Genomic DNA, 18,685 nt, shown 5'->3' with positions numbered 1-18,685 from the left:
CGTCGCTCAGCCCTTCACCAGCAGACCGCGGCTGCGCAGCACCCGCCGCTCCAGCGGGCTGAAGATCAGCAGGTCGATGGCGATGCCGACGAACAGGATCAGGATGATCGCCTCGAACACCATGGACATCGAACTGGTGTTGCGGCCGTTCTCCAGGAGCGCGCCCAGGCCGATGCCCAGGTCGGGGGAGGTGGCGATGATCTCCGCCGCCATCAGCGAGCGCCAGGAGAACGCCCAGCCCTGCTTCAGACCGGCCAGGTAGCCCGGGAGCGAGGCCGGCAGGACGATGTGCCAGGCGCCCCTCAGACCGGTGGCGCCCATCGTGCGGCCCGCCCGCAGGAACAGCGGCGGCACCTGGTCGATGCCGGACACCAGACCGTTGGCGATGGACGGCACGGCACCCAGCAGGATCACCGCGTACATCATCGAGTTGTTCAGCCCCAGCCAGATCACGGCCGGCGGCACCCACGCCACCGACGGCAGCGACTGCAGACCGGACAGGATCGGGCCGATCGCCGCCCGCACGAACTTCACCCGCGCCACCAGCAGACCCAGCGGGGTGCCGATGGCCAGCGCGAACAGGAAGCCGAGCAGACCGCGCGAGACACTGGTCCAGACGTACTCGAGGAGCTTGCCCTCCAGCCAGGCGTCCTTGAACTCGGTGCCGACGTCGGCGGGCGAGGGCAGCTTCGACGGGTCGTCGACGATCTTGAAGGTGATCAGCGCCTGCCAGACCACGATCACGACCGCGATGGCGATGATCGGCGGCAGGATCTTGTTGGTGAACGTCTGCCGCAGGGAGTTGCCGCTGACGGCCACGGTGTCCAGGGCGTCCAGACCCGCCTCCACCGAGGCGATCTGCCCGGCGCTCTCGGTGCCGGCGTCCGTCGTCTTCGTCTCAGTGCTGGCCATGACGGCGGATCTCCCCACGCAGGACATCGGTGATCTCGAGGGACAGTTCGGCGACGGGGGCGTCCTCGATGCGGCGCGGCTGCGGAATACCGACCGTCCACTCGCGCGCCACCCGGCCCGGCCGGGAGGACAGCAGGATGACCCGCTGCGCGAGGCGGACCGCCTCCCGCACGTTGTGCGTGACGAACAGGACCGACAGACCGGTCTCCGCCCAGATCCGGGTCAGCTCGTCGTGCAGCACATCACGCGTGATCGCGTCGAGCGCCGCGAACGGCTCGTCCATCAGCAGCAGCCGCGCGTCCTGCGCGAGCGCCCGCGCCAGCGCCACACGCTGGCGCATACCGCCCGACAGCTCGTGCACCCGCTTGCCGTACGAGCCCTTCAGCCGCACCAGCTCGAGCAGCTCCTCGGCCCGGCCGCGCCGCTCGTTCTTGGGAACCCCGCCCAGCTTCAGGGCGAGTTCTATGTTCTTGCCCGCGGTCAGCCACGGGAACAGGGCGTGCTCCTGGAACATCAGAGCGGGACGCCCGTCGGTCGTGATGCTGCCCGACGACGGGTCGTCGAGACCCGCCACCAGGTTCAGCAGCGTGGACTTGCCACAGCCGGAGGCACCCAGGAGGGTGACGAACTCTCCCGGCGCGACATCGAGGGTGATGTCGTCCAGGACGAGTTGCTGCCCGGCGGGCCCGGCGAAGGACTTCGAGACGTGCTCGATGCGGGCGGCGTACTCCACCGACTCGGCGCCGGCCGCCTTGGCGAGGGTGGTGGCCATGGTCGTCACCTCCTGGGAACTCATCCGACTTACGGGTTACTGGACGCCGAGACCGGCGTCGTCGACCGTGCTCTCACCCTCGGCCTCGAGGACCTTGTTGAGGATCGTCAGGTCGTAGATGCCCTTGAGCAGCGGGTCCTCCAGCAGACCGGCCTTCACCGCGTGCTCGGCCTCGGTGTTGAGGGTGGAGGCCAGCGGGTCGTTGGTGAACTGGATCGACTTCCACGCCGGGTCCAGGACGTCGGCCGGCAGCTCCTTGCCGGAGTCCACCTTCAGCTGGGCGTTGGCCGCGGCCTTCGCCTCGTCCGGGTTGGCGTTGATGTACTTGTTGGTGTCGACCGAGGCCTTCAGCACCGCCTCGACGGCCTTCGGGTGCTCCGTGAGGAACTTCTGCGACACGATGATGTTCGTGATCACGAACTTCTTGTCGGGCCACAGCGACGCCTCGTCGAGCAGCACCTTCGCACCCTCGGCGACCAGCTTGGACGCGGTCGGCTCCGGCACCCACGCGCCGTCGATGGAACCGGCCTTGTAGGCGTCCGGGGTGACCTTGTTGTCGGTGCGGACGACCGAGACGTCGCCCTTGCCGCTCTCGGCGTCGACCTTCCAGCCCTGCTCCGCGATCCAGTTGAGGAACGCCACGTCCTGCGTGTTGCCCAGCTGCGGGGTCGCGATCTTCTTGCCCTTGACGTCCGCCAGGGTCTTGATCTTCTTCGGGTTGACCACGAGCTTCACACCGCCGGAGGCCGAACCGCCGATGATGCGCAGGCTCTTGCCCTCGGACTTGGTGTAGCCGTTGATCGCGGGGGAGGGGCCGATCCAGCCGATGTCGATGGAGCCGGAGTTCAGCGCCTCGATCTCCGACGGGCCGGCGTTGAAGATCTGGTACTGGGCCTTGGTGGCCCCGAGCGCCTTCTGGAAGTAACCCTTCTGCACGCCGACCAGCGCGGTCGCGTGGGTCAGGTTGCCGAAGTAGCCGATCTTGACGGAGTCGAGACCGTCGATCTTCTCGGCGCCGGCGGCGACCTTCTGGTTGGACGAGTCGTCCTTGGCCTCGGATCCGTAGCCGCAGGCGGCGAGGGTGAGGAGGGGGAGAGCGGCTACGGCGGCGAGGCCGCGGCGAAGAAGCGTTGAGCGGTTGGCAGGCACGGGAGGGGTTCCTCTCGTTGGCCCGGCGGTCACGGACTTTCAGGTCGTGGCCGGGTAATCGGCAAAGGGTCTTCGTCGCTTCCGGGACGTCGGGTGGGGGGACGGGGCGCGCAAGCGGTGCGCGTACGTCAACACACACATCGCGCTACTCCGCCCTGCCCGCTGCCGAGGGCGCCGCTGCCGACACGGCCGCCCTCCTTCGCGAACGTCGCGTAGAAATCCGTCGGGTTCATGTCTCAGAAGTCCCAACCGTCGTCGTCGGACTCGTCCTTGACCGGTTCGGGGGAGGCGAACGACTCGCCGACCATTCCGGCGGTGAGCGTCGTGCCGTCCGCCGGGTCGATCAGGATGAACGATCCGGTGCGCCGCGAGTCGGCGTAGGAGTCCACCGGCAGCGGCTCCGCGGTGCGGATCTTCACCCGGCCGATGTCGTTGGCGACGAGCTGTCCCGGGTGCGGGTGCAGGGACAGGTCGTCGAGCGTGAGCCGGGACGGGATGTCCTTGACGATCGCCTTGACCGTGCGGGTGCCGTGCTTGATCAGCACCCGGTGTCCGACGGTCAGCGGCTGGTCGGCGACATGGCAGACCGTGGCCTCCACGTCCTGGGTGGTGGCGGGCGCGTCCTTGCTGGGCACGATCAGGTCGCCGCGCGAGACGTCTATGTCGTCCGCCAGCAGCACGGTCACCGACTGCGTGGTCCACGCCACGTCCACCGGCTCGCCCAGCAGGTCGATCCCGGAGATCGTCGACGTACGGCCGGACGGCAGGACGGTGACCGGGTCGCCCACCCGGAAGGTGCCCGCCGCGATCTGGCCCGCGTAGCCCCGGTAGTCCGGGTGCTCGGCGGTCTGCGGCCGGATCACGTACTGCACGGGCAGCCGCGCGTGGCAGTGCGCCAGGTCGTGGCTGACGGGAACGGTCTCCAGGTGCTCCAGGACCGTCGGGCCGCCGTACCAGTCCATGTTCGCGGACGGCTCCACCACGTTGTCGCCGGCGAGCGCGGAGATCGGGATCGCGGTGACCTCCGGGACGCCCAGCTCCGTCGCGTACGCCGTGAACTCCTCGGCGATCGCGGCGAACACGGCCTCCCGGTAGTCGACGAGGTCCATCTTGTTGACCGCGAGGACCACGTGCGGGACGCGCAGCAGGGCCGCGATCGCCGCGTGCCGGCGGGTCTGCTCGACGACGCCGTTGCGGGCGTCGACCAGGATCACCGTCAGCTCGGCCGTGGAGGCACCCGTCACCATGTTGCGGGTGTACTGCACATGGCCGGGCGTGTCGGCGAGGATGAACCGCCGCTTCGCCGTGGCGAAGTAGCGGTAGGCCACGTCGATGGTGATGCCCTGCTCGCGCTCGGCGCGCAGACCGTCCGTCAGCAGCGCCAGGTCGGGGCCCTCCTGCCCGCGCGAGGCGGAGACCCGCTCCACGGCCTCCAGCTGGTCGGTGAGGACCGACTTGGAGTCGTGCAGCAGCCGTCCGACGAGGGTGGACTTGCCGTCGTCGACGGAACCGGCGGTGGCGAACCGCAGGAGCGTGGTGGCCGAGAGCTCCTCGGCGGTGATCGTGCTCATGGCTAGAAGTACCCCTCGCGCTTGCGGTCTTCCATCGCGGCCTCGGACATCTTGTCGTCGGCACGCGTGGCGCCGCGCTCGGTGAGCCGGGAGGCGGCGATCTCGGCGATGACGTCGTCGAGGGTCACCGCGTCGGAGTCGACGGCACCGGTGCAGGACATGTCACCCACGGTCCGGTAGCGCACGAGCCGCTTCTCGACCGTCTCCCCGTCCTTGGGGCCGCCCCACTCACCGGCGGTCAGCCACATCCCGGACCGCTGGAACACCTCCCGCTCGTGCGCGAAGTAGATCTCCGGCAGTTCGATCTTCTCGCGGTCGATGTACTGCCAGACGTCCAGCTCGGTCCAGTTGGAGAGCGGGAAGACGCGGACGTGCTCGCCGGGGGCGTGCCGGCCGTTGTACAGGTTCCACAGCTCGGGGCGCTGGCGGCGCGGGTCCCACTGGGAGAACTCGTCGCGCAGGGAGAACACCCGCTCCTTGGCCCGGGCCTTCTCCTCGTCGCGGCGCCCGCCGCCGAAGACCGCGTCGAACTTCTCCGACTGGATCCTCTCGGTGAGCGGCAGGGTCTGGAGCGGGTTGCGGGTGCCGTCCGGGCGCTCCTTGAGGACACCCCGGTCGATGTAGTCCTGCACGGACGCGACATGCAGCCGCAGACCGTGCTCGGCGACGACCCGGTCGCGGTACTCGATGACCTCGGGGAAGTTGTGCCCGGTGTCCACGTGCAGCAGCGAGAAGGGGACCGCCGCCGGGGCGAACGCCTTCAGCGCCAGGTGCAGCATGACGATGGAGTCCTTGCCGCCGGAGAACAGGATCACCGGGTTCTCGAACTCGCCCGCCACCTCGCGGAAGATGTGCACCGCCTCGGACTCCAGCGCGTCGAGGTGGCTGAGGGCGTACGGACTGGCCGTGCCCTCCTGAGCCGTGGCGACGGTCGTCACACCAGTCCCCTTTCGCTGAGCAGGGCGTACACCGACGCCGCGGACTCCCGCACGGTCTGATCCTGGGACTCGATCCGCAGATCGGGCGACTCGGGCGCCTCGTACGGGTCGTCGACGCCGGTCAGCCCGGTCAGCTCGCCCGCCGCCTGCTTGGCGTACAGGCCCTTCACATCGCGTACGGAGCACACCTCGACCGGAGTCGCCACATGCACCTCCAGGTACGCCGACCCGCCCTCCTGGTGGCGCTTGCGCACCGCCTCCCGGCTGTCCGCGTACGGCGCGATCACCGGCACGAGCGCCTTCACGCCGTTACGGGCAAGCAGCTCGGCGAGGAAACCGATGCGCTGCACGTTGGTGTGCCGGTCCTCGCGGCTGAAGCCGAGGCCCGCCGAGATGAACTCGCGGATCTCGTCGCCGTCGAGCACCTCGACGCGGTGGCCCTCCTCACGCAGCCGGCCGGCCAGCTCGTACGCGATGGTGGTCTTGCCGGCACTCGGCAGACCCGTGAGCCAGACGGTGGCTCCGGTCGTCACGTGGTTCTCCAATGTCTGTGTCATGGGGGGTCAGCCGTGCAGTCCGCACTCGGTCTTGGCGCGTCCCGCCCAGCGGCCGGCGCGTGCGTCCTCGCCCTCCAGGACCCGGCGGGTGCAGGGGGCGCAGCCGACGGAGGCGTAGCCGTCCATCAGCAGGGGGTTGGTGAGGACACCGTGTTCGGTGACGTACGCGTCGACGTCGTCCTGGGTCCAGCGGGCGATGGGGGAGATCTTGACCTTCTGCCGCTTCTCGTCCCAGCCGACGACCGGGGTGTTCGCCCGGGTCGGGGACTCGTCACGGCGCAGGCCGGTGGCCCAGGCCTGGTATCCCGCGAGGCCCTCCTCCAGCGGCTTCACCTTGCGCAGCTTGCAGCACAGGTCGGGGTCGCGGTCGTGCAGCTTCGGCCCGTACTCGGCGTCCTGCTCGGCGACCGTCTGCCGCGGGGTGAGCGTGATGACGTTGACGTCCATCACGGCCTCGACCGCGTCCCGGGTGCCGATGGTCTCGGGGAAGTGGTAGCCGGTGTCGAGGAACACCACGTCCACACCCTTGAGGACCCGGGAGGCCAGGTGGGCGACGACCGCGTCCTCCATGGAGGAGGTCACGCAGAAGCCCTTGCCGAAGGTGTCCACCGCCCACTGGAGGATCTCCAGGGCGGACGCGTCCTCCAGGTCACGGCCGGCCTGCTCGGCGAGTGCCTTCAACTCCTCGGTCGTACGGCCTTCCTGAACCGTCGTCATATCCGATCCCCTCCCGTTTCCGTGCGCTGAACGCCCCGGGCGAGCAGCCCGAGGAACTTCAGCTGGAATGCGCGGTTGCACGCCGCGCATTCCCAGGCGCCGTGGCCCTGCTCGCTCGGACGCAGGTCCTCGTCGCCGCAGTAGGGGCAGTAGAAGGGGGCGGCCCGCTCGCTCATGAGAGGGCCTCCTCGCCGGCGCGCGCCGCCCAGGTCGCGAACCGCTCGCCGTCCTCGCGCTCGTCCTGGAACCGCCTCAGCACGCGCTCCACGTAGTCCGGCAGCTCCTCCGAGGTGACCTTGAGACCGCGGACCTTGCGGCCGAAGCCGGCCTCGAGGCCGAGCGCGCCGCCCAGGTGCACCTGGAAGCCCTCGACCTGCTCGCCGTTCTCGTCCAGGACCAGCTGGCCCTTGAGACCGATGTCCGCCACCTGGATACGGGCGCAGGCGTTGGGGCAGCCGTTGATGTTGATGGTGATCGGTTCGTCGAAGTCCGGGATGCGGCGCTCCAACTCGTCGATCAGCGAGGAGCCGCGCTGCTTGGTCTCGACGATGGCGAGCTTGCAGTACTCGATGCCGGTGCAGGCCATGGTGCCGCGCCGGAACGGCGACGGCTTGGCGGTCAGGTCCAGCGCCTCCAGGGCCTCGACCAGTGACTCGACCTGCGCCTCCTCGACATCGAGGACGATCATCTTCTGCTCGACCGTGGTACGGACCCGGCCGGAGCCGTGTGCCTCGGCGAGGTCGGCGATCTTCGACAGCGTGGCGCCGTCGACGCGACCGACCCGCGGGGCGAAACCGACGTAGAAACGGCCGTCCTTCTGGCGGTGCACGCCCACGTGGTCGCGCCAGCGCTCCACCGGCTGGGCGGGGGCGGGACCGTCGACCAGCTTGCGCTTGAGGTACTCGTCCTCCAGCACCTGGCGGAACTTCTCCGCGCCCCAGTCGGCGACCAGGAACTTCAGGCGGGCGCGGGTGCGCAGACGGCGGTAGCCGTAGTCGCGGAAGATCGAGATGACGCCCTCGTAGACGTCCGTGACCTCGTCCAGCGGGACCCAGGCGCCGAGCCGGACGCCGATCTTGGGGTTGGTGGACAGGCCGCCGCCGACCCACAGGTCGAAACCGGGGCCGTGCTCGGGGTGGTTCACCCCGACGAACGCGATGTCGTTGATCTCGTGCGCCACGTCCAGGAGCGGTGAGCCGGAGATCGCGGACTTGAACTTGCGGGGCAGGTTCGAGAACGCCTTGTTGCCGATGATCCGGCGCTGGATCTCCTCGATGGCCGGGGAGCCGTCGATGATCTCGTCCTCGGCGATACCGGCCACCGGCGAGCCGATGATCACACGGGGTGTGTCGCCGCAGGCCTCGGTGGTGGACAGACCGACCGCCTCCAGGCGGTTCCAGATCTCGGGGACGTCCTCGATGCGGATCCAGTGGTACTGGACGTTCTGCCGGTCCGTGATGTCCGCGGTGCCGCGGGCGAACTCCTGCGAGATCTCACCGATCACCCGCAGCTGTTCGGTGGTCAGCCGGCCACCGTCGATGCGGACGCGCAGCATGAAGTACTTGTCGTCCAGCTCCTCCGGCTCCAGGATCGCGGTCTTGCCGCCGTCGATCCCGGGCTTGCGCTGGGTGTACAGGCCCCACCAGCGCATACGGCCGCGCAGGTCGTTCGGGTCGATCGAGTCGAAGCCGCGCTTGGAGTAGATCGTCTCAATGCGTGTCCGCACATTGAGACCGTCGTCGTCCTTCTTGAACTGTTCGTTGCCGTTGAGCGGGGTGAAGTGACCCGCGGCCCACTGACCCTCACCGCGGTGACGGCTCACCTTGCGGCGGGGCGCGGAGGCGGCAGGGTTCTGCGGGGTGGCGGCCATGGTGAATACGTCCTTCGGGACAGGCGGAAAGCGGCTCTTACCTGCGCGTACGGGCGCATGAGGGCATACGTGCGCATCATTGCGCAGGGGGGAGGCTGGAACGGGGGCGGCGGGGCTGGGGCTGTACTCAGCGCGCCGGACAGATGGCGCTGGACATGCGGCCGAGATCGACGTGCCGTCGACTCACCAAGGCAATTCCAGTTCCAGACATGACGGAAGCGTGTCACGGCGATCTGGACACAGTCCAGCTTTATCCGCCATGTGGACACCCTTGTCCCGAGATGTGAGACAAGGGTGTCGTCGATCACATGGGCTGCGCAGACCCTTGTCCACGCAGGTCAGAACGGGTATGCGCGCCCGGTCAGGCGGGGTGCGCGCCTGGCCAGGGGCCCGGCGCGGCGACCTGAGGCTGTTCCTCCACCTTGGTGTCGAACAGCTTGAATCCCCGGCGCTGGTAGTTCGCCATGGCGTGTTCGCCGTCCAGGCTGCAGGTGTGCAGCCACACCCGCTTGGTCTGCGGCAGCTCCGGCCGGCGGTCCCCGAGGTCCCAGGCGCGGGCGGTCCCGTACGACAGCAGGTGCCCGCCGATCCGCCGCCCGCGGAAGGCCGGGATCAGCCCGAAGTACGCGATCTCCACGACCCCGTCGTCCTGCGGCTCCAGCTCCACGTATCCGGCGGGTGTGCCCCGGTCGTAGGCGACCCACGTCTCGACCCCCGGACGCGCCAGGTGCTCCGCCCAGCGCGCGTACGGCCACCCCAGCCGGTCGATCCAGCGGATGTCCCCGCCGACGGACGCGTACAGGAAGCGGCTGAACTCGGGCGAGGGCACCTCGGAGCGGACGATCCGGACGTCACCGTCCGGCGCGGCGGCCGGAAGGAGATCGGTCGGCGCGGTCTGCTCCAGGGACCAGGTGGTCACGGGGATGTTCGTCATGCGGTCAGGGAATCATCGCGCCCGAGGATCTGTCGATCGCGGTCCATGGGTCGGGCCACCCGGGCCACCCGACCCGTCTCTCGGCGCTACCGGGCCGATCCGTCGACCGAGCCCAGTGGTGTCGCGAACAGCATCCGTCCCGACTGCGTCCAGACCTCGCCGGTCTCCGCCCAGTAGGAGAGGGACTCGGTGTGGCCGCTCCAGCAGTCGTGCGACTCGGCCGTGCCGCACTCCGCGGCCTCCGCGCCCTCGGTGGTCTGCCGCCACAGCACCCCGTGCCGCTCCCGTGCCCCGGCCGCCCGGCTGACGTACCACTCGCCTTCGTACGACAGCACGCCCCGCACGCCGGTGAGCTTCGTCTCGTACGCCTCCGACGCCCGTACCCGCCCGTCGGTGCCCGTGGCGAGCAGGCCCTCGTGGCCGTCGGCCGTGCTGAACGGGTACCGCCACAGCCGGGCCGAGCGGTCGCCGCCGTCCAGGGTCCACTCGCCGGCGACCAGGCTGTCCGGGGCCGTGCTGCGGTCGAGGGAGACGGTGGTGGGGCGCGGGGAGTCCGAGGCGCCGTCGAGCCGGTAGGAGCCGACGGCCGGCAGGACGAACCGGTAGCCGTGCGCCGACCAGCCTCCGGTCACCCGGCCGACCGCCTCGCCGGTGACATCGGCGCGCTGGACGCGGTTCATGTCGTACACGTACAGCGCGGACGAGTCCCCGTCGTCGGCGGTGACCAGCAGCTTGTCCTGGTACCAGACCATCCCGGAGACGTGCGAGGCCAGCCCCCGGTAGTCGCGGCCGCCGTCCACGGGGACGGCCAGCAGCACCCAGGTGTACGAGAGGCGGTCCAGGTCGTTGGCGTCGACGAAGGCGACCCGGGCCAGGCCCCGGTCGTCCGCCGTGCCGCCGCTGCGGGACCAGCCGGAGAGGATGACCCGGTTGGTGCCCCAGACGCCGTCGTCGTCCGCGTCCCCGGAGGTGGTGACCGCGCCCGCCTGCCAGCCCTCGGTGTCGTCCGCGTTCCAGCAGTACGCACGCGTGGCCGCGGGGGAGACCGGCAGGTCCGCGCGCTCGGCCGTCGAGCAGCCGTCGGCGTTGCGCAGTGCCCGGTCGGCACCGGCCAGCACCGCGCCCACCCCGACCGGCTTGCCCATCCCGGCGGCGAGCCGGTCCAGGTCGGCCTGCGGAACCAGCTCCTCCGTCAGCGCCGTCCGCTGCGTCCCGGACGCGGCGAGCGGCTTCAGGGGGCCGGGGCCGTCGTCGGTGACCGTGGCCTGGGAGGCGCTGATCATGGTGGCGGCGGCGGTGAGCGCGAGGGCGGTTCCGGCCAGGAAGGCGCGTACTGCCCTGCCCCGCCTGCGCCGGCGGTGTCGGCCGCGATGTCTCATTCGTCCTCCCGAGGCGGGCCAACTGCGCCTGATGATCCGTACGTTGACCGAGGAGCAGGTGGGGTGACCCGTAGAGGGATGCTACGGCAGTCGACCGCCCTCCCGGACGAAGACCTCGCAAATATGCGGAAGATGCCACCGGGTGCAGCATTGTTGCTACCGTGGGGATTTCGTTCACTACAGCACGTGTGCGGGCCGCGTGGGTGCCGTCAGTGGATACGGGCCCGCTCCCGCAGCACCGCGGGCGCCGTGGAGTGGGGCAACAGGCCCGCCGGGTCGGCCGGGAGCAGCAGTTCGACCTCCGCCTCCTCGCAGAAACGATACGGCCGGTGTTCCAGGAAACCCCCGAGATACCGCCGTACCCGCGACATCTCGGCCCGTACCGTCACCGTGCGCGCCGGGTCGCCGAACATGTCCTCGGCCAGGCCCGACGCACTGCGGCCACCCCGGTGCACCGCGAGGAGGTACAGCAACTCGGCGTGCCGCGGACTGAGTTCGTGGGACCAGCTGCCCGCGCCGCCCGACACCGTCACCGACCAGCGACGCGACCGGGCCAGGTCCAGCACGATCCGGGTGGCACCGCGCGGCGACCGCTCGCCCGCCTCGTCCACCGCCCGCACCAGCCAGCCCCCGGCCAGCGGCTCCAGCGCGCACAGCCCCACCGCCGGCAGCCACCGCCGCCCCGCCGAGGGCGTCTTGGGCAACGCGATCCGGTTGACGTACGGCATCCCGGTCACCGCCGCCGTCCAGCCGTCCGCGTCCACCACCGCCGCCCGGCCGCCCAGCCGGGCCAGCACCGGCGCCGCCACCGCCCGCAGCCGCTCCAGCGACCCCACGTGCAGCTCGCGCAGCCTGGCCTCGGCGAGCTTCGCCACCGAATCGACCCAGGCCAGCGTCGCCGGATGCATCGTCTCGAGCGGCCCGCTGACGTCGACCACACCGAGCAGCCGGCCGTTGCGCGGATCGGAGATCGGGGCGCCCGCACAGGTCCACGTGCCGTGCGTCCGCACGAAGTGCTCACCGGCGAACACCTGCACCGGCCGGCGCACCACCGCCGGCGTCCCCACCCCGTTCGTGCCGACGACGCCCTCCCCCCAGTCCGCGCCCAGCTCGAACCCGAGCCCGTCGGCCTTGCGCAGCACGGGAGAACAGCCCTCCCGCCACAGCACCCGGCCCTCGTCGTCGGCGACCACCATGATGTGCTGCGCGACGTCCGCCACCGACAACAGGCCCTCCCGCAGCACCGGCAGCACCTCCCGCAACGGCGACTCCTCACGGCGGCGCCGCACTTCGTCGGCGCTCAGCAGCCCGGCGGACAGCCCGTTGTCGGGATCCACCCCGCTGCGCAGCATCCGCTCCCAGGACTGCTCGATCACCGGGCGCGGCGCGACCCGCGCCCGCTGGCCGGCCAGCCGCGCGTCGCGCACCTCGTTGAGCACCCGCGCCGCCCGCGCGGCGTCGACGGCCACGAGCTGCGCCACGTTCATCGGCGAGTGGGCCACAAGAGCCTCCCGGGAGGATCACGAAGGAGACGACCGGACATCAGGTTTCCGCACCGACTGTTTTCAGTCGTGCCGAAGGCCCCCATCTTGCCGTCCGCCCCGGCCGGAGGGGTGTACTCCGGTCACAACCACCAACAAGTTGCAACCCCCTGCAACCCTGGTGAACATCCACACCGTGTCCGAAACTTGAGCCACGCCGTCCCGAGCGGCGATTCTGGCCTCGCAGGGCCAAAGCTGCGGGGGTGGTGCCGTGTCGGCGCAGCACCACCCCCGCTCCCTGTCTCCGCAGCTCAGCACCCCGTCAGACACGGGGTGCGGCCCGCTCCACGACAGCCGCCAGATCCAGACTGTGCGGAAGCGTCCCGAACGCCGCGCCCCCGTCCCCGCCGAGCCGCGACGCACAGAAGGCATCAGCCACCTCCGGCGGCGCGAACCGGACGAGCAGCGCCCCCTGGAGCACCAGCGCGAACCGCTCCGCCAGCCGCCGCGCCCGCGCCTCCACCCCCTCCAGATCGGCCAACTCCGTCAACAGCCCCTTGATCGCCCCGTCCAGCCGGTGATCGGCCCCGCGCGCCCGCCCCACCTCCCGCAGATACGCGTCCAGCGCCTGCGGCTCCCGCTGCAACGCCCGCAGCACATCGAGGGCCTGCACATTGCCCGCACCCTCCCAGACCGAGTTCAGCGGCGACTCGCGCACCAGCCGCGGCATCCCCGACTCCTCGACATAGCCGTTGCCGCCCAGACACTCCGCCGCCTCCACCACCAGCGGGGCACAGCGCTTGGTCACCCAGTACTTGGCGGCCGGCACCGCGATCCGCAGCAACGCCCGCTCCTGCTCGCCGCCGTCGTCACAGGCCGCCGCCAGCCGCAGTCCCAGCGTCGTCGCCGCCTCCGACTCCAGCGCGAGATCGGCCAGCACATTGCGCATCAGCGGCTTGTCGACGAGCTTCCCGCCGAACGCCTCACGGTAGGTGCAGTGGTGGACGGCCTGCGCGACCGCCGCCCGCATCAGCCCCGCCGACCCCAGCACACAGTCCACCCGGGTCGCGGCGACCATGTCGATGATGGTGCGCACCCCACGCCCCTCCTCCCCGACCTGGCGCGCCCACGTCCCGTCGAACTCCACCTCGCCCGACGCGTTCGACCGGTTGCCCAGCTTGTCCTTGAGCCGCTGCAGCAGGAAACGGTTGCGCGTGCCGTCCTCCAGCACCCGCGGCACCAGGAAGCACGTCAGGCCCTCCGGAGCCCGCGCCAGCACCAGGAACCCGTCCGACATCGGCGCCGAGCAGAACCACTTGTGCCCGGTCAGCGCATACGTCCCCGCCTCTGCCAGCGGCACGGCGGCCGTCGTGTTGGCCCGTACGTCGCTGCCGCCCTGCTTCTCCGTCATCCCCATCCCGAACAGCGCCCCCGCCTTCAGCCGGGCGGGCCGCAGCTCACGGTCGTAGATCGTGGACGTCAGCCGGGGCTCCCACTCGGCGGCCAGCTCCGGATCGGTGCGCAGCGCCGGCACGGCCGCGTGCGTCATCGACAGCGGACAGCCGTTGCCCGCCTCGACCTGCGTCCACACCACGAACCCCGCCGCCCGCCGCACATGCCCGCCCGGCCGCCCCCACGCGGCCGTCAACCCGGCGCTGACACCCTTGCCGAGCAGCCGGTGCCACGCCGGATGGAAGTCGACCTCGTCGACCCGGTGCCCGAACCGGTCGTGCGTACGCAATGTCGGCGGATGCTCGTTCGCCTGCACCGCCCACTCCTGCAACTGCGCCGACCCGGCGGCCCTCCCCAGCGCGGACAGCTCGCCCTGCGCCTCCTCCAGCAGCCCGGGATCCAGGTGCCGCTCCACGGCGGACACCAGGGCCCGGTCGGTGCCGTAGACGTCGTACCCGCTCAGCGGAGGGGGCTGGTTGGTCACGGTGTGCGTGCTGCCTGCCATACCGCGAACCTACCCCCGGGTACGTCCCTCATGGCCACCCGAGCCCCGCGTGCCGCTCCCCGGCCGGGCCACGCCGCCTTGCCGGAGGTGAGTGCGGACCCGAACGGCGGATACCTTTAGGGCGTGCAGCCAGCAAGACAGTCACCCGAGCAACCCGGAGGCCCCACGGGACGCCTCCACCGGGCGCGTGCCCTCTACCGGAACGTCTCCAAGCGGCGGACCGCCTGGCTGCTGTTGAAGGACACCGTCAACTCCTGCATCGAGTACCGCATCCTCGGCCTCGCCGCCGAGGCCGCGTTCTTCACCCTCCTGTCCGTGCCGCCCCTGCTGCTCAGCCTCATCGGCCTGCTCGGCTACGTCGACGACTGGACCGGCACCGACTCCATCAGCAGCCTGGAGAGCAACCTCCTGGAGGCCTCACGCACGGTCCTGTCCGACAAGGGCGTCAGACAGATCGCGCAGCCCATCCTCGACGACGTGATGAAGGGCGGCCGGCCCGACGTCATCTCCATCGGCTTCCTGTTCGCCCTGTGGTCCGGATCGCGGGCCGTCAACGTCTTCATCGACACCATCACCGTCATGTACGGCCTCGACGGCGTACGCGGCATCGTCAAGACCCGGCTGGTGGCGTTCCTGCTGTTCATCGCGGCCCTGCTGATCGGCTCGGTCGCGCTGCCCCTCATGGTCGCCGGACCGGACGCCGTGGTCAGGATCGTGCCCTGGTCGGCCACCGTCGTCCAGGTCCTGTACTGGCCGGTCGTGATCGTCCTGTCCATCGCCTTCCTGACCACCCTCTACCACGTGTCCGTGCCCGTGCGCTCCCCGTGGATCGAGGACGTCCCCGGCGCCCTGGTCGCCCTCGCCATGTGGGTCCTCGGCAGCTTCCTGCTGCGCATCTACCTGACGAACACCATCGAGGGCGCCACGATCTACGGCTCCCTCGCCGCCGCCGTCGCCGTCCTGCTGTGGATCGGTGTGTCCGCCTTCGCCGTCCTGGTCGGCGCCGCCGTCAACGCCGCCATCGACCGCGTCTGGCCCGCCGCCGCGACGGCCGCCGCCCGCGCCGCCAACGAACGGATGCGCGAGGAGGAGGCCGCCGAGTACGTCGCGCGCATGGCGGCCGCCCGCTCCCACGACGACGACCCCGACGACCCGGACATGCCGTCCGAGTTCCCCGAACGCTGGTCGCGCTTCCTCCCCCCGGACGACGTCACGGGCCGCCTGCGCACCCACGCCAAGAGCTCCCCCAAGCCCAACGGCGCGAACGGCGCGAACGGCGCGAACGGCGCGAACGGCGAGGAGCCGCCGCAGGGCGGGAGGTGAGGAGGGGCGCCCCCGCGGGGGATGACCCAGGGTGCCCCACGGCAGATGCCCCGCGGGGGATGCCCCACGCAGGCCTCACGCCTTCCAGACGCCCGCCCCCGCCGCCTCCCGGGCGAACTCCCCGAAGTCCCGCGCCTCGCGACCGAGCACCTCGCGTACACCGTCGGAGAGACGGGAGTTCCTGCCGTCGAGCAGCGACTCGAACAGTTCCACCAGGAACTCCACTTCCTGCGCCGGCACCCCGAACCCGGCCGGCCGCTCCCCGTACCGCCGTGCCGGCACCGGCGTGTACGTCAGCTCACGCCCCGCCGCCCGCCCGACCTCCGCCACCGCCTCCCGGAAGGTCGGCAGCCGCGGCCCCGACACCTTCAGCGCCCGCCCCGCGTACCGGTCCCCGTCCGTCAGCGCCGCCACCACCACATTGGCGACGTCCCGCAGGTCCACGAACGGCTCACGCACCTCCCCGCCCGGGAACACCAGCTCCCCGCTCTGCCGCAGCTCCTCCACCAGCGGCCCCTCACTGAAGTTCTGCGCGAACCACGCGGCCCGTACGACCGTCCACCGCGCGCCCGACCCGGCCAGCGCCTCCTCGGTGGGCCGGGCCCGCTCCTCGCCCCGCGCCGACAGCAGCACCAGCCGCCGCACCCCGAGCGACACCGCCTCCCGCGCGAACAGCCCCACGTCCCGTGTCGCCTCCGCCGAGCCGACGTCCGTCGGACGCACCAGATACGCCGCGTCCGCGCCCCGCAGGGTGTCCGCCCAGGTCGAGCGGTCCAGCCAGTCGGAGCCCCGGGCGCGCGAGGCCGCCCGCACCGTCAGCCCGGCCGCCTCGGCGGACCGCGCCACCCGGCCGCCCGTACGACCGGTCGCGCCGCCCCCGCCTGGTACCGGGCGCTGGCCGACCCGGTCGTGGGCCGCGTCCTGCGCCTCGTCCAGGACGACCCGGCGCACCTCTGAACCGTGGCGTCCCTCGCCGCCAAGGCGGGCGTCTCCCCGGCCGCCCTGGCCCGCCGCTTCACCCACCTCGTGGGCGAACCCCCGATGACCCACCTCACCGGCCGGCGCCTCGCCCTCGCCGCCGACCGTCTGCGCACCACCGACGACACCCTCGACGCCATCGCCCGCCAGGTCGGCTACGGCAGCGCCTTCGCCCTCTCCAGTGCCTTCAAGCGGGTGTACGGCGTCAGCCCGCAGGAGCACCGGACCCGGACGGCGTGACGGCACGTGAGGAGCCGTGGCTCCTGGTGACCGGTCCCGGCGGTGACGGCCAGGCCGGCCGCGACGGCCGCCGGTGCCGTGTCCGGCGGGCGGCGTAGCCTGGCGTACGTGTACGAGGAGCGGCCCTCCCGCCTGGCCGGGGCGGTGGTCTGGACGAACACGCCCGTGCCGGGGCCCGGCGCACGGCCCGTGCTGCCCGACGGCTGCATGGACCTGCTGTGGAACGACGGCAGGCTGCTCGTCGCGGGCCCGGACACCCACGCGTACGTCCCCGACGGACCGCCCGCGACCTGGGCCGGCATCCGCTTCTTCCCCGGCACCGCACCCGCCCTCCTCGGCGTACCGGCCCACGAACTGCGCGACCGGCGGGTGGAGTTGGCCGACCTGTGGCCGACGGCCCAGGTGCGGCGCCTGACCGGCCGGATCGCCGCGGCCGCCCATCCCGCGTCGGCGCTGGAGGAGGTGGCGCTGGAACGGGCCGCGCCACCCGACCCCGAGCTGCGCCGCCTGGTCACCGCACTCGCCGAGGGCCGCCCGGTCTCCGCCACGGCCGATGAACTCGGCCTCGGGGCACGCCGGTTGCACCGCCGCTCCCTCACCGCCTTCGGCTACGGGCCCAAGACGCTGGCCCGGATCCTGCGGCTGCGGCGCGCCCTCGACCTGGCCCGCGCGGGAGTGCCGTACGCGGACACGGCGGCCCGCACGGGATACGCCGACCAGGCCCATCTCTCCCGTGATGTAAGGGAGTTCACCGGGACGACGCTGAGCGACCTACTGCGAGGGTAGCGGCGCGAACAGGTCGACGCCGTTGCCGTCGGGGTCGTGGACGACGGCGTACCGCTGGCCCCAGAAGGCGTCCCACGGCTTGAGTTCGCCGTGATGACCGGCGCCCACCAGCTCCTCGTACACCGCGTCCACGTCGGAGGGGCCGTCGCAGCGCAGCGCGAGCGAGGCCCGGCCGCCCCCGGACGGCGGGCGCCAGCCGGGGTGGAAGGAACGGACCGTGTCCTCGGTGTCCAGCATCAGCCGCAGCCCGCCCGGCAGCCCGGCCTCGCTGTGCGGCTCCCGCTCGGCTCCGTCGGGGAACGCGAACCCGAGCCTGCGGTAGAAGGCGACGGAGGCGGCCATGTCGGAGACGACCAGCCCGATGGCATCGAAACGTGTACTCATGCGCCCAGGCTAGGCAGGACGCGAGCGACCGGTCTTGAAGGAAACGGACACCTGAAGGCGTCCGTCAGCTGAAGGCGACCGGCCCGTTCGGGGTGTCCACCGTGAAGGAGAAGGCGGCCGGGCCCTCGGTGACGAGGAGGTCGGTGCCGAGAGCGGCCAGCAAGGGGCGGATCTCGTCGGGTGCGGGAGCCGTGGCGGTCAGCTCACGCAGCGGCGTGACGGGCAGGCCGGAGTCGGACGGGTGGGTCGCGGTGCCCCAGTCGATGAGGAAGGGCACCAGACCGGAGGGGTGCGGCGAGCCCCCGTCGGTGAGCCGCCAGCGCAGCAGGCTGCCGTCGGGGCGGCGCCGGCTCATGTCCCGCACGTCACCCGGGTCGTACCCCTGCGCGCGGGCGGCCGCGACCGCCGCGTCCAGGTCGGCGGGGCTGATCGCCCAGGTCAGGGTCCGCGGGGCGGCCAGGCCGTCCACGCCGAAGGGGCGCGGGCCCGACGGCGCGGGCTGGTCCGGATCGGGACCGAGGATCTCCAGATAGGCGCGACCGCCCAGTCCCACCAGGTGGTTGCGTGTGCCGTGCCCGATGTGCACCCCGCCCGGCGCCGGCGCCACTCCCGTGCGCCGGGTGAACTCGGCGACCGTCGCCGCCAGATCGGGCGTTGCGAGGACGATGTGGTCGAGACGTGCGGGAATGGTGTTCATCCCGCCCGAGCCTACGCGCCCCGCCATTGAAAGGCCGCGC

The 18,685-nt window shown here is 71.5% G+C and carries 19 protein-coding genes and 1 pseudogene; 3 read left to right on the top strand and 17 right to left on the bottom strand.

Annotation, left to right across the window (positions count from 1 at the left end; all coding sequences use genetic code 11):
• Positions 1-6: 6 nt before the first annotated feature.
• The 14 genes from ACIRF9_RS11355 to ACIRF9_RS11290 all read right to left on the bottom strand — a co-directional run bounded on the left by ACIRF9_RS11355 (position 7) and on the right by ACIRF9_RS11290 (position 14,237).
• Positions 7-912, bottom strand: a complete 906-nt coding sequence (locus ACIRF9_RS11355) for an ABC transporter permease (protein WP_403819287.1) — start codon at positions 910-912, stop codon at positions 7-9.
• Positions 899-1,684 (bottom strand): ABC transporter ATP-binding protein, encoded by a 786-nt coding sequence (locus ACIRF9_RS11350; protein WP_403819285.1) that lies wholly within the window; start codon positions 1,682-1,684, stop codon positions 899-901. Before ACIRF9_RS11350 ends, ACIRF9_RS11355 begins: the two co-directional genes overlap by 14 nt.
• Positions 1,685-1,720: 36 nt before the next feature.
• Complete coding sequence (locus tag ACIRF9_RS11345) at positions 1,721-2,833, bottom strand: aliphatic sulfonate ABC transporter substrate-binding protein (protein WP_403819283.1); 1,113 nt, start codon at positions 2,831-2,833, stop codon at positions 1,721-1,723.
• 236 nt (positions 2,834-3,069) lie between these two features.
• Entirely contained in the window at positions 3,070-4,404 is a 1,335-nt protein-coding gene (locus tag ACIRF9_RS11340) for a sulfate adenylyltransferase subunit 1 (RefSeq protein ID WP_403819282.1), read from the bottom strand.
• Positions 4,405-4,406: 2 nt separating this feature from the next.
• Positions 4,407-5,342 carry a sulfate adenylyltransferase subunit CysD gene (cysD, locus tag ACIRF9_RS11335; protein WP_403819280.1) on the bottom strand — a complete coding sequence of 312 codons (936 nt, stop codon included), beginning with the start codon at positions 5,340-5,342 and terminating at the stop codon, positions 4,407-4,409.
• Positions 5,339-5,875, bottom strand: coding sequence for an adenylyl-sulfate kinase (gene cysC / locus ACIRF9_RS11330; protein ID WP_403819278.1), 537 nt, complete (start codon positions 5,873-5,875; stop codon positions 5,339-5,341). Before cysC ends, cysD begins: the two co-directional genes overlap by 4 nt.
• A 30-nt stretch (positions 5,876-5,905) precedes the next feature.
• Positions 5,906-6,616: a phosphoadenylyl-sulfate reductase gene (locus tag ACIRF9_RS11325; RefSeq protein WP_403819276.1), complete on the bottom strand. Its 711-nt coding sequence runs from the start codon at positions 6,614-6,616 to the stop codon at positions 5,906-5,908.
• Positions 6,613-6,792, bottom strand: coding sequence for a hypothetical protein (locus ACIRF9_RS11320; protein ID WP_403819274.1), 180 nt, complete (start codon positions 6,790-6,792; stop codon positions 6,613-6,615). Before ACIRF9_RS11320 ends, ACIRF9_RS11325 begins: the two co-directional genes overlap by 4 nt.
• On the bottom strand, positions 6,789-8,486 hold the full coding sequence (locus tag ACIRF9_RS11315) for a nitrite/sulfite reductase (protein ID WP_403819272.1): 1,698 nt from the start codon (positions 8,484-8,486) through the stop codon (positions 6,789-6,791). The genes ACIRF9_RS11320 and ACIRF9_RS11315 overlap by 4 nt, the downstream gene beginning before the upstream one ends.
• A gap of 127 nt (positions 8,487-8,613) precedes the next feature.
• Positions 8,614-8,697 carry a putative leader peptide gene (locus ACIRF9_RS11310; protein ID WP_310591794.1) on the bottom strand — a complete coding sequence of 28 codons (84 nt, stop codon included), beginning with the start codon at positions 8,695-8,697 and terminating at the stop codon, positions 8,614-8,616.
• A gap of 150 nt (positions 8,698-8,847) precedes the next feature.
• Positions 8,848-9,420 (bottom strand): GNAT family N-acetyltransferase, encoded by a 573-nt coding sequence (locus ACIRF9_RS11305; protein WP_403819270.1) that lies wholly within the window; start codon positions 9,418-9,420, stop codon positions 8,848-8,850.
• Between the two features lie 86 nt (positions 9,421-9,506).
• Positions 9,507-10,799, bottom strand: coding sequence for a hypothetical protein (locus tag ACIRF9_RS11300; RefSeq protein WP_403819268.1), 1,293 nt, complete (start codon positions 10,797-10,799; stop codon positions 9,507-9,509).
• Between the two features lie 209 nt (positions 10,800-11,008).
• A complete protein-coding gene (locus ACIRF9_RS11295) occupies positions 11,009-12,301 on the bottom strand; it encodes a GAF domain-containing protein (RefSeq protein ID WP_403819266.1) in 1,293 nt (430 codons plus the stop codon).
• Between the two features lie 301 nt (positions 12,302-12,602).
• Positions 12,603-14,237, bottom strand: coding sequence for an acyl-CoA dehydrogenase family protein (locus tag ACIRF9_RS11290; protein WP_403819264.1), 1,635 nt, complete (start codon positions 14,235-14,237; stop codon positions 12,603-12,605).
• A 123-nt stretch (positions 14,238-14,360) separates the two neighbouring features.
• Here ACIRF9_RS11290 and ACIRF9_RS11285 point away from each other — a divergent pair, with 123 nt between their 5' ends.
• The gene (locus ACIRF9_RS11285) at positions 14,361-15,560 is read left to right on the top strand and encodes a YihY/virulence factor BrkB family protein (RefSeq protein ID WP_403819262.1); all 1,200 of its coding nucleotides are present in this window, start codon (positions 14,361-14,363) and stop codon (positions 15,558-15,560) included.
• A 75-nt stretch (positions 15,561-15,635) separates the two neighbouring features.
• On the opposite strand, the gene ACIRF9_RS11280 is transcribed toward ACIRF9_RS11285, so the two are convergent.
• Positions 15,636-16,406, bottom strand: a complete 771-nt coding sequence (locus tag ACIRF9_RS11280) for an NmrA family transcriptional regulator (RefSeq protein ID WP_403819907.1) — start codon at positions 16,404-16,406, stop codon at positions 15,636-15,638.
• Between the two features lie 27 nt (positions 16,407-16,433).
• Here ACIRF9_RS11280 and ACIRF9_RS11275 point away from each other — a divergent pair.
• Positions 16,434-16,778: pseudogene (locus ACIRF9_RS11275) on the top strand (helix-turn-helix domain-containing protein); the annotation flags it as partial.
• Between the two features lie 108 nt (positions 16,779-16,886).
• Entirely contained in the window at positions 16,887-17,564 is a 678-nt protein-coding gene (locus ACIRF9_RS11270; protein ID WP_403819904.1) for a helix-turn-helix domain-containing protein, read from the top strand.
• Here the strand turns inward: ACIRF9_RS11270 and ACIRF9_RS11265 are convergent.
• Both ACIRF9_RS11265 and ACIRF9_RS11260 read right to left on the bottom strand, forming a co-directional pair.
• Positions 17,550-17,948: a VOC family protein gene (locus tag ACIRF9_RS11265; protein WP_403819260.1), complete on the bottom strand. Its 399-nt coding sequence runs from the start codon at positions 17,946-17,948 to the stop codon at positions 17,550-17,552. The two genes, ACIRF9_RS11270 and ACIRF9_RS11265, sit on opposite strands and share 15 nt — an antisense overlap.
• A 64-nt stretch (positions 17,949-18,012) precedes the next feature.
• Complete coding sequence (locus ACIRF9_RS11260) at positions 18,013-18,645, bottom strand: VOC family protein (RefSeq protein ID WP_403819258.1); 633 nt, start codon at positions 18,643-18,645, stop codon at positions 18,013-18,015.
• Between the last annotated feature and the right edge of the window lie 40 nt (positions 18,646-18,685).

Source organism: Streptomyces sp. NPDC096132, assembly GCF_044763345.1.
Lineage (GTDB): Bacteria > Actinomycetota > Actinomycetes > Streptomycetales > Streptomycetaceae > Streptomyces.
Note: the sequence above shows the minus strand (reverse complement) of the source record. Positions and strands in the feature narration are given on the sequence as shown.

Bases quoted from the DNA above. Each gene is read 5' to 3' on its own strand.
- ACIRF9_RS11355 (WP_403819287.1), bottom strand. From the start codon at position 912: ATGGCCAGCACTGAGACGAAGACGACGGACGCCGGCACCGAGAGCGCC.
- ACIRF9_RS11350 (WP_403819285.1), bottom strand. From the start codon at position 1,684: ATGGCCACCACCCTCGCCAAGGCGGCCGGCGCCGAGTCGGTGGAGTAC.
- ACIRF9_RS11340 (WP_403819282.1), bottom strand. From the start codon at position 4,404: ATGAGCACGATCACCGCCGAGGAGCTCTCGGCCACCACGCTCCTGCGG.
- ACIRF9_RS11325 (WP_403819276.1), bottom strand. From the start codon at position 6,616: ATGACGACGGTTCAGGAAGGCCGTACGACCGAGGAGTTGAAGGCACTC.
- ACIRF9_RS11320 (WP_403819274.1), bottom strand. From the start codon at position 6,792: ATGAGCGAGCGGGCCGCCCCCTTCTACTGCCCCTACTGCGGCGACGAG.
- ACIRF9_RS11315 (WP_403819272.1), bottom strand. From the start codon at position 8,486: ATGGCCGCCACCCCGCAGAACCCTGCCGCCTCCGCGCCCCGCCGCAAG.
- ACIRF9_RS11310 (WP_310591794.1), bottom strand. From the start codon at position 8,697: ATGTCTGGAACTGGAATTGCCTTGGTGAGTCGACGGCACGTCGATCTC.
- ACIRF9_RS11305 (WP_403819270.1), bottom strand. From the start codon at position 9,420: ATGACGAACATCCCCGTGACCACCTGGTCCCTGGAGCAGACCGCGCCG.
- ACIRF9_RS11300 (WP_403819268.1), bottom strand. From the start codon at position 10,799: ATGAGACATCGCGGCCGACACCGCCGGCGCAGGCGGGGCAGGGCAGTA.
- ACIRF9_RS11290 (WP_403819264.1), bottom strand. From the start codon at position 14,237: ATGGCAGGCAGCACGCACACCGTGACCAACCAGCCCCCTCCGCTGAGC.
- ACIRF9_RS11265 (WP_403819260.1), bottom strand. From the start codon at position 17,948: ATGAGTACACGTTTCGATGCCATCGGGCTGGTCGTCTCCGACATGGCC.
- ACIRF9_RS11260 (WP_403819258.1), bottom strand. From the start codon at position 18,645: ATGAACACCATTCCCGCACGTCTCGACCACATCGTCCTCGCAACGCCC.